Source organism: Acinetobacter lactucae (genome assembly GCF_013344765.1).
Lineage (GTDB): Bacteria > Pseudomonadota > Gammaproteobacteria > Pseudomonadales > Moraxellaceae > Acinetobacter > Acinetobacter lactucae_A.
Window position 1 is genome coordinate 1 of the sequence record NZ_JABVBF010000141.1, and the last position, 8,976, is coordinate 8,976.

At 39.3% G+C, this 8,976-nt stretch carries 12 protein-coding genes; 9 read left to right on the top strand and 3 right to left on the bottom strand.

Annotated features, from left to right (window positions below; all coding sequences use genetic code 11):
• A partial coding sequence (locus HUN22_RS13065) for a LysR family transcriptional regulator (RefSeq protein ID WP_174730095.1) occupies window positions 1-398 on the bottom strand: 398 nt, incomplete at its 3' end.
• A 197-nt stretch (window positions 399-595) separates the two neighbouring features.
• Here HUN22_RS13065 and HUN22_RS13070 point away from each other — a divergent pair.
• From HUN22_RS13070 to HUN22_RS13080, 3 genes are all read left to right on the top strand, one after another.
• Window positions 596-1,282 carry a hydrolase gene (locus HUN22_RS13070; RefSeq protein ID WP_031948072.1) on the top strand — a complete coding sequence of 229 codons (687 nt, stop codon included), beginning with the start codon at window positions 596-598 and terminating at the stop codon, window positions 1,280-1,282.
• 110 nt (window positions 1,283-1,392) lie between these two features.
• Window positions 1,393-3,267 carry an amidohydrolase gene (locus tag HUN22_RS13075; protein ID WP_174730098.1) on the top strand — a complete coding sequence of 625 codons (1,875 nt, stop codon included), beginning with the start codon at window positions 1,393-1,395 and terminating at the stop codon, window positions 3,265-3,267.
• Window positions 3,268-3,323: 56 nt separating this feature from the next.
• The gene (locus tag HUN22_RS13080) at window positions 3,324-3,485 is read left to right on the top strand and encodes a DUF1427 family protein (RefSeq protein WP_016141301.1); all 162 of its coding nucleotides are present in this window, start codon (window positions 3,324-3,326) and stop codon (window positions 3,483-3,485) included.
• A 67-nt stretch (window positions 3,486-3,552) separates the two neighbouring features.
• Here HUN22_RS13080 and arsC read toward each other — a convergent pair whose 3' ends face one another.
• Window positions 3,553-3,981, bottom strand: a complete 429-nt coding sequence (gene arsC, locus HUN22_RS13085) for an arsenate reductase (glutaredoxin) (protein ID WP_174730101.1) — start codon at window positions 3,979-3,981, stop codon at window positions 3,553-3,555.
• Between the two features lie 84 nt (window positions 3,982-4,065).
• Here arsC and HUN22_RS13090 point away from each other — a divergent pair, with 84 nt between their 5' ends.
• The 4 genes from HUN22_RS13090 to arsH are packed head-to-tail and all read left to right on the top strand — an operon-like array spanning window position 4,066 to window position 6,630.
• On the top strand, window positions 4,066-4,395 hold the full coding sequence (locus HUN22_RS13090; protein ID WP_174730104.1) for a metalloregulator ArsR/SmtB family transcription factor: 330 nt from the start codon (window positions 4,066-4,068) through the stop codon (window positions 4,393-4,395).
• A gap of 4 nt (window positions 4,396-4,399) precedes the next feature.
• Window positions 4,400-4,873: an arsenate reductase ArsC gene (locus tag HUN22_RS13095; RefSeq protein ID WP_174730107.1), complete on the top strand. Its 474-nt coding sequence runs from the start codon at window positions 4,400-4,402 to the stop codon at window positions 4,871-4,873.
• Window positions 4,874-4,883: 10 nt separating this feature from the next.
• Window positions 4,884-5,930 carry an ACR3 family arsenite efflux transporter gene (gene arsB / locus HUN22_RS13100; RefSeq protein ID WP_174730110.1) on the top strand — a complete coding sequence of 349 codons (1,047 nt, stop codon included), beginning with the start codon at window positions 4,884-4,886 and terminating at the stop codon, window positions 5,928-5,930.
• Window positions 5,917-6,630: an arsenical resistance protein ArsH gene (arsH, locus tag HUN22_RS13105; RefSeq protein WP_174730113.1), complete on the top strand. Its 714-nt coding sequence runs from the start codon at window positions 5,917-5,919 to the stop codon at window positions 6,628-6,630. The genes arsB and arsH overlap by 14 nt, the downstream gene beginning before the upstream one ends.
• A gap of 59 nt (window positions 6,631-6,689) precedes the next feature.
• Here the strand turns inward: arsH and HUN22_RS13110 are convergent, their stop codons facing one another.
• Window positions 6,690-7,592 (bottom strand): LysR family transcriptional regulator, encoded by a 903-nt coding sequence (locus HUN22_RS13110; protein WP_174730141.1) that lies wholly within the window; start codon window positions 7,590-7,592, stop codon window positions 6,690-6,692.
• 101 nt (window positions 7,593-7,693) lie between these two features.
• On the opposite strand from HUN22_RS13110, the gene HUN22_RS13115 reads away from it, so the two are divergent.
• Together HUN22_RS13115 and HUN22_RS13120 are read left to right on the top strand one after the other, a co-directional pair.
• Window positions 7,694-8,254, top strand: a complete 561-nt coding sequence (locus HUN22_RS13115; RefSeq protein ID WP_174730144.1) for a chromate transporter — start codon at window positions 7,694-7,696, stop codon at window positions 8,252-8,254.
• Entirely contained in the window at window positions 8,254-8,775 is a 522-nt protein-coding gene (locus tag HUN22_RS13120) for a chromate transporter (protein ID WP_174730147.1), read from the top strand. The genes HUN22_RS13115 and HUN22_RS13120 overlap by 1 nt, the downstream gene beginning before the upstream one ends.
• Window positions 8,776-8,976 lie beyond the last annotated feature (201 nt).

Genomic DNA, 8,976 nt, shown 5'->3' on the forward strand with positions numbered 1-8,976 from the left:
TCTAATAACTGATCTGTCATGAACAAATCAATTTTTATGCTGGGATATTTCTCAATAAAGTCTGAAATGATATTTTGAAGAAAAATATTGCTAAAAGACATTGGCGTATTAAGCTTGAGTTCGCCTTCTGGGTACTGTTGGTTATAGCTAATTTCGTAGGCAGCCCATTCAAACTCACTTAAAATGACTTTGCTATGCTGATAAAACTTTTCTCCACAAGAGGTGAGGTTCATCTGTCTTGTGGTTCGGGTTAGCAGAGTAGTTTTTAGGTCATTTTCGAGGTAGCAAACACGTTTGGCCACTAAGTCACGAGAGATGTCGAGTGCTCTGGCTGCGCTACTAAAATTCCCATGTTCTACGACACTTACAAAAGTGGAAATACAGTCTAATCGATCCATGGATAAGCAAAAGTTAAAAAAATATATATCAATGATTAAACTATAAAAATTAAAAAGCAATCATTGATTTTATTGTATTCGTACAGCATACAGATTCGTGCTGATTTGCTGTCTATGCTTTTACATTTTTATCTGTTTTGATAATGACCAGTAAGCAATTTTAATGCATTACTCATAAGGAATAATGGAGTTTACCCATGAATAAGTCACTTTTAGAACAACTTTCACCAACAAATTGTCAGGTTATTTTTATTGATCATCAGCCACAAATGGCTTTTGGGGTACAGTCAATAGATCGCCAAGTATTAAAGAATAATACTGTAGGCTTAGCAAAAGCAGCTAAAACATTCAATATTCCTGTCACTATTACTACGGTCGAAACTGAAAGCTTCTCTGGTCATACCTATCCAGAACTTTTAGATGTATTTCCAGATGCTCCATTACTAGAACGTACTTCAATGAATTCATGGGATGACCAAAAAGTACGGGATTCGCTTGCAAAAAATAATCGTAAAAAAGTGATTGTTTCAGGTTTGTGGACTGAAGTGTGCAATAACACCTTTGCTTTTGGCGCCATGCTTGAAGGTGATTATGAAATTTATATGGTTGCGGATGCTTCTGGTGGTACATCGAAAGAAGCACATGACTATGCCATGCAACGTATGATTCAAGCGGGTGTCGTTCCTGTAACTTGGCAACAAGTGTTACTTGAATGGCAGCGTGATTGGGCACACCGTGATACGTATGATGCAGTTATGGCAATTGTACGTGAGCATTCTGGTGCTTATGGTATGGGTGTGGATTATGCTTATACGATGGTTCATAAGGCACCTGAACGTACAACATCAAAGCACGAAGTACTTGCACCAGTTTCTGCAAAATAAAAACAGAACTGATTTAGGTAAAGGCATGTCTAGTATTCAATATTTAAGTGATATTAATACAGATATGCCTTTATTTTTTAGAACGATAATTCACAAGAATGGAGTTCAGAATGACCGAAATAAACCTCATACTCATAAACGGTAAAATCACAACATTAGATCCTCAGAACCCCGAAGTACAAGCAATAGCGATTGCAGATGGTAAAGTCGTGCGTACGGGTACAAATGATGAGGTTATGAAGCTCGCAACACCTACAAGCAAAGTCGTAGACTTAAATGGTCGTCGCGTTATACCGGGTCTAAATGACAGTCATCTGCATATTATTCGTGGTGGCCTAAATTACAATATGGAACTGCGCTGGGAAGGTGTACCATCCGTTGCGGATGCACTACGCTTACTTAAAGAGCAAGCAGATAATACGCCAGCTCCACAATGGGTCCGTGTAGTAGGTGGTTGGACTGAATTCCAGTTTGCCGAAAAGCGTTTACCGACTTTAGAAGAAATTAATAAAGCCGCTCCTGATACTCCAGTATTTGTTTTACATTTATATGCTAGCGCCTTGTTGAACCGAGCTGCGCTTGATGTATTGGGCTTTAACAAAGACACACCAGACCCGCCTGGCGGCAAGATCGTACGAGATGAAAAGGGTGAGCCAACAGGACTGTTGCTCGCAACGCCATCAGCTATGATTTTGTATTCGACCTTAGGTAAAGCACCGAAATTGCCCGTTGAAGATCAAGTCAATTCAACTCGTCATTTCATGCGTGAACTAAATCGATTAGGTATTACTTCTGCAATCGATGCGGGTGGCGGCGGGCAAAACTATCCTGAAGATTATGATGTGATTAAGCAATTACACGATCAAAATCAAATGACAGTGCGAATTGCTTATAACCTATTTGCTCAGAAGGCAGGTCAAGAGCTTGATGATTATCGCCGTTGGACAGAAATGACATTTCCGGGCGATGGTGATGAATTATTTAGAATGAATGGAGCAGGTGAGAACCTGACGTGGTCTGCGGGTGACTTTGAAGACTTCTATGAGCCACGTCCAGATTTACCAGAAAAAATGGAAGGCGAACTCGAAGCCATTGTAGAGCACTTGGCTGAAAAGAAATGGCCATTCCGTATTCATGCAACCTATGATGAAAGTATTAATCGTTTGCTGAATGTATTTGAGCGCGTCAATTCAAAACAGCCTTTTGCAACTCGATTTATTATTGACCATGCCGAAACCGTATCTGAGCGTAATATCGAACGTATTGGTGCGTTGGGTGGTGGTATCGCCATTCAACACCGTATGGCATATCAAGGTGAGATTTTCGTAAAACGCTATGGTGCCGAGGCTGCTCAGGCAACGCCACCAGTTAAGAAAATGTTAGAACTCGATGTTCCTGTGGGTGCGGGAACAGATGCGACTCGTGTTGCATCCTATAACCCTTGGGTGTGTTTGTATTGGCTAAGTACTGGTAAAACAGTCGGTGGTTTACCGCTGTATGATGAAAAAAATCTATTAGATCGTCAAACAGCACTCAAACTCTGGACTAAAGGTTCCGCATGGTTTTCGGGTGAAAAAGATATCAAAGGTTCACTAACGGCAGGGGAACTTGCTGACTTGGTCGTACTATCTGATGACTACTTCAAAGTTGAAGCAGAAGATATCCAATGGATTGAGTCTGTACTGACTATTTTAGGTGGTAAAGTGGTATATGCAGGCGCAGAGTTTAAGCAAGACGATCCGCCGTTACCGCCAGCATCTCCAACATGGTCGCCAGTAAAGCGCTTTGGTGGTCAGTGGCGTTTATCTGAAAATCGTAATGCACCTTCCAATCAATCATTACAGTCACAAAGTGCTTTGTGTGCATGTGCTAGCAGTTGTGGCATGCATGGACATAGCCACGCTTGGATGCTTGACGTGCCTGTAAATGATAAAGATAAAAAATCTTTCTGGGGTGCACTCGGGTGTTCTTGTTTCGCATTTTAAATAAACATTATGGGGGCCTGCCGCTTTAAATGGCTTGGTTTTCTAAGGTATGTACGATGAAAATGTACTTGTTATCTTTGGCTGTAGGGCTACTTGTTGGTGTCTTATATTATGTTTTAAATGTTAAGTCACCAGCTCCGCCTCTTGTTGCATTAGTCGGTTTATTAGGCATGGTAGTCGGAGAGCAACTTCTTCCTTTTATCAAATCCTATTTTTAGCCTATTCATTCAAAAAAGCTAAATAGTGTCATGCTATTTAGCTTTTTATATTAATAAGGATCTTCAATTATTTTATACGACGGCCTTGTTCATCAATAATTACTTCACCATCTTCTTTTGCGAAATAGCCTAAGTTTTGTGAATCTAGAATGTCTAAAACAATTTCAGAAGGGCGGCAAAGTCGTGTACCTTTTGAAGTTACAACAAATGGGCGATTAATTAAAATTGGATACTGCACCATAAAATCAATTAACTGTTCATCGGTCCAATGGTCTTGTTCCAACTCTAAATCTTTATAGGGATCAACATTTTTACGAATTGCTTCGCGTACAGTTAAGCCTGAATCGTTAATGAGTTGAATTAATTCATCTTTACTTGGAGGCGTTTGCAAATATTCAATAACAATAGGCTCAAGCCCTACATGACGAATAAGTGCCAATGTATTTCGTGATGTTCCGCAAGCAGGGTTATGATAGATTTTCACTGGTTGAGTCATATTAAATTCATCGTTGAATTAAGATATTGCATTTATATATGGATATGCGTATATTTGAAATAACGAATATGATTGGCTGCAAATATGATCACTCAAGTCGATTTCTTTAAGTGTCTTTCTGATCAAACTCGGTTAAACATTCTTAAGTTAGTTCAGAGCAAACAAAATATCTGTGTCTGCGAGCTAACTGAACAGCTTGAGTTGAGCCAACCAAAAATTTCCCGACATTTAGCCCTATTACGGACCCATGGCATCCTTCTTGATTCAAGACAGGGGCAATGGGTGTATTACAGCGTTAATCCTGAACTGCCGATCTGGGCAAACAACATTTTGAATATTTTGGCGCAGCAAGATGACGATGCAATGAAACCATTGTCTGGTCAGCTAGGGTCTATTTCCACCTATTGTGAGTAACACCATGAAATTCTTATTTTTATGTACTGGAAACAGTTGCCGTAGCATTTTGTCAGAAGTTTTATTTAATAGTCGTGCACCACAAGGTTGGAAGGCGTATAGCGCAGGCAGTAAACCATCAGGACAGGTACATCCATTAACCATTGAAACACTTGAAAACTTAGGTCTTTCAACAGATGGGCTATGGAGCAAAACCATTGATGACTGCGAGCAGTATCAACCAGATGTTGTGATTACAGTCTGTGACTCTGCGGCACAAGAGGCATGTCCACTTTATTTAGGTGGTGCAATCAAAGCACACTGGGGCTTAAGTGACCCATCTCACTTGGATTTACCGAAAGAAGAAAAATTAAAAGCTTTCCAAGAAACTGTAGATCATATTAACCGCCGTTTAGATGCTTTATTTGCATTAGATATTGCACATTTGAGCCGTTCGCATCTTATTAACGAAATTAACCAAATCTCACACATTGATTAAAGAGAATGACATGGCCAAATCTAAACTATCATTTTTAGATAGAAACCTAACGCTATGGATTTTTATTGCTATGGCTTTAGGTGTAGCAATTGGTGTTTTCTTTCCTCAAGCATCAGTGTCTTTAAATCAGCTCAGTGTAGATAACGTCAATATTCCAATTGCGATTGGTTTAATTTTAATGATGTATCCACCTTTGGCAAAGGTAGATTACGCAGCTTTACCAGAAGTATTTAAAGATAAGAAAACACTCGCTTTGTCTTTAGTACAAAACTGGTTAATTGCTCCAGTCTTAATGTTTGCTTTAGCAATTATTTTTCTGCATAACTATCCGGAATATATGACAGGTCTAATCTTGATAGGCTTGGCACGATGTATTGCAATGGTATTGGTTTGGAATGGGCTAGCATGTGGGGATAACCAATATGTTGCAGCTTTGGTCGCCTTTAACAGTATTTTCCAAATTTTATTCTTTAGCACTTATGCATGGCTATTCTTAACCTTTTTGCCGCCGTATTTTGGTGTGGCAGGACAAGTCATTAATGTCGATTTTTGGACTATTACCCATGCTGTATTGGTTTACTTGGGTATCCCATTTTTAATGGGTTTTGTGACACGTTTGGTTTTAGTGAAAGTAAAAGGTTTAGATTGGTATCAAACTAAATTCTTACCAAAAATTAGCCCGTTAAGTCTGATCGCATTACTGTTTACTATTGTTGCCATGTTCAGCTTAAAAGGTGGCGATGTGGTTAGCTTACCTTTAGATGTACTGCGAATTGCGATTCCACTGACGATTTACTTTGTGGTGATGTTCTTCATTAGCTTCTTTATGAGTAAGCGTATGGGGAATAATTATCCACGTACAACTGCCATTTCATTTACAGCAGCAGGAAACAACTTTGAATTAGCATTAGCGGTTGCCATTGCCACATTCGGTTTAGCGTCACCTGTAGCATTTACTACAGTGATAGGACCATTAGTTGAGGTTCCAGTTTTAATTTCACTCGTTTCAGTTTCGCTTTGGTTAAAGAAAAAGTATTTCTCAGATGAACAGTTCTAATAATGATTTAGCAAATGTAGAGCTAAACCTTTTGGAGAAGCCTACATTTAAACAGATCCAAGCGCAGCAGCTTGAACATCCACCCCGTATTTTATTGTTATATGGTTCTAACCGTGAGCGCTCTTATAGCCGTTTTGCTGTGCTAACTGCTGGGCGTATCCTTGAATACCTAGGTGCCGAAGTCAAAATTTTTCACCCTAAAGGTTTGCCTTTACCTGAAGATGCAGCAACTGATCATCCAAAAGTACAAGAGTTACATGAACTTTTGGCTTGGGCGGAAGGTATGGTGTGGTGTTCGCCTGAACGTCATGGGGCGATGAGTTCAATTTTAAAAGCTCAAATTGATTGGATTCCTTTAGCTGGCGGGGCAATACGGGCAACTCAAGGCAAAACCTTAGCTGTTATGCAAGTCAGTGGTGGTTCACAGTCTTTTAACGCGGTTAATCAAATGCGCATTTTAGGACGTTGGATGCGTATGATTACTATCCCCAATCAGTCTTCAGTTGCTAAAGCTTTTTTAGAGTTTGAAGAAGATGGCAGTATGAAACCATCCTCTTACTATGATCGAATTGTTGATGTTATGGAGGAGTTGTATAAGTTCACGTTATTAACACGTGGGCAAAAACAATATCTGACTGATCGCTATTCGGAACGGAAAGAATCGGCAGAAGAACTATCAAAACGAGTAAATCAAAAATAAACAGTTTCATCCCAAAAAATGCTCTAGTTAGGGCACTTTTTATTGAGTATTTTTTGAGATTAAATCATTGTCGGTAATAGTTTCTGTAATAATTCAATAAAGTTTGCCACTTTGGCTGAATTTTCATTTTCTCTTGTAATTAAGTAAAGAGGCGCATTCAGTTTTATTGAATCATCAAACTCGCGGTATACAATTTCATGTTCCCAAAAATTATGCATTGAGGCTGGCACAATCGTTATACCAATTCCAGCAGCGACTAAATTTAATGTAGCGGTAGGTCGAGGTGCTTCCTGAATAATGCGTGGACTAAAACCTGCCTGATAGCAGCTATATAAAATATTGTCGTATAACCCCTGTCCTGAAGAACGACGGTATAAAACAAAATTTTCATCTGACAAGTCATTTGAGCTAATTTTTTCTTTTTGTGTAAGTGGATGGCCTATAGGCAATGCTGCCATCATTGGTTCATCTAATATATGAAGATGTTTTAACCCAATATCACGGCTGATCGGTGCTCTTAAAAAAGCAATATCAAGTTTCTCTGAAATTAATCGATCTAATTGTTTTTGGCTGCCTGCTTCTTCAAGTTTGGTTTGTACCTTTGGATATATTTCTCGATATGAGCGTAATACGAGTGAAATAAGCGGATGCAAACCTGCGGAACTTGTAAAACCAATATTAAGTTGTCCCGTTTTACCTTGGCTAACATCTTGGACTAATTTGGGAATATGTCTCGCATGCTCTAGTAAAATTTGTGCTTCTTTAAATAATGCTAAGCCTGCTTCTGTAGGCTCAATGCCACGCGGTTGACGAATAAGTAATTGAGTACCGAGTTCTTCTTCAAGTTTTTTGAGTAAACGCGTTAAAGGCGGCTGTTGAATAAACAATCGGTTTGCTGCATGCGTAATATTCCTTTCTTCAATCACCACAACAAAGGCATGAAGCTTATTTAAATCGAGCATAGAAATACCTTTATGGTATGGTTAATGAAAATAAAAGCATTTGTAGATATATCACAAAAGTATCATTCTATCTTGGTCAGATAAAGTGAAAAGTAACGAAAATGAACCATGTTGAGATTGCCGTGCAGAAGGAGAGTGTCCCCACCTGCACAGAGTTATTTTTAGGTTTTTTAACATTAGGTTTAATTGGGTTCGGTGGCGTGCTGCCTTTAGCACGCAAGGTTATTGTAGAGCAGAGACAATGGTTAAGCCCTGAAAAATTCACTGAGTTGCTTGGTCTGTGTCAATTTTTACCGGGCGGCAATATTATCAATTTATCGGTTGCGATTGGTATGGAGTTTCGCGGTGTTCGTGGAGCAGTGAGTTCACTCATTGGTCTGATCCTTGCACCTACGATAATTGTTGTACTTTTACACTATGTCTATGAGCAGTTCCAAGATAATTTAATGGTGAAGCATCTTTTCGAAGGGTTAGCAGCAGCAGCAGCTGGACTTCTGGTTGCAACAGGTTTGAAAATGCTTAAGCCATTGTTACGTAATCCATTAGCGATTTGTGTAGTTGTCGCTGCAATTGTCAGCATTGCTTTTCTAAAAATCTCTTTGCTTTTGACCATGCTGATTTTGTTGGCATTTTATTCAGCCATTATTTGGAGACGTGTGTAATGGGCGCAGTTCTACTTACTTTAGCGATTATTTTTACTCAATTGTCTCTTATTGCATTTGGTGGCGGGAATACAATTTTGCCCGAAATGCAGCGGCAAGTGGTTGATATTCACCAGTGGATGACGGCACAAGAATTTAGTGCATTGTTTGCTATGGCCCAAGCAGCACCCGGTCCAAACATGATGATTGTACCGTTGGTAGGGTGGCATGTAGCAGGGTTGTCAGGTCTACTCGTGACCTCTACCGCTAAATTTTTACCTTCATCTCTTATTACTGTATTTGTGATGAGAGGCTGGTCAAAATTTAAAGATAAGAAATGGCGCCGTGTTTTGCAGCTTGCTTTACAACCAGTCACCGTGGGAACTGTTCTTGCCAGTGCTTGGATTATTTCTGAGGCAGCTGCCATAAATACTTTACTTGTCATTATGGTCGTCGTTGCAACTTTATTATCTTTAATTAAAAAGGTTCATCCCTTACATGTCCTGATTGCTGGGGCTGTATTTGGTGTGGTCTTACTCTAGTTTAACCAGTTTGCCGACCTGCGCTGGGATGAGTTCAGGTTGGCTTCTTTTAATAGACGTGAATAATAAAATCTAAAAAACCGATCAAATCTATAAAAACATACTGTTTCACCTATTTTATGTTTTAACGTACTATGCATCTATTGAAAGAATTTGGATGCATTGGAGTAAAAACAGATGTTAGATCAAAACATTAAAACT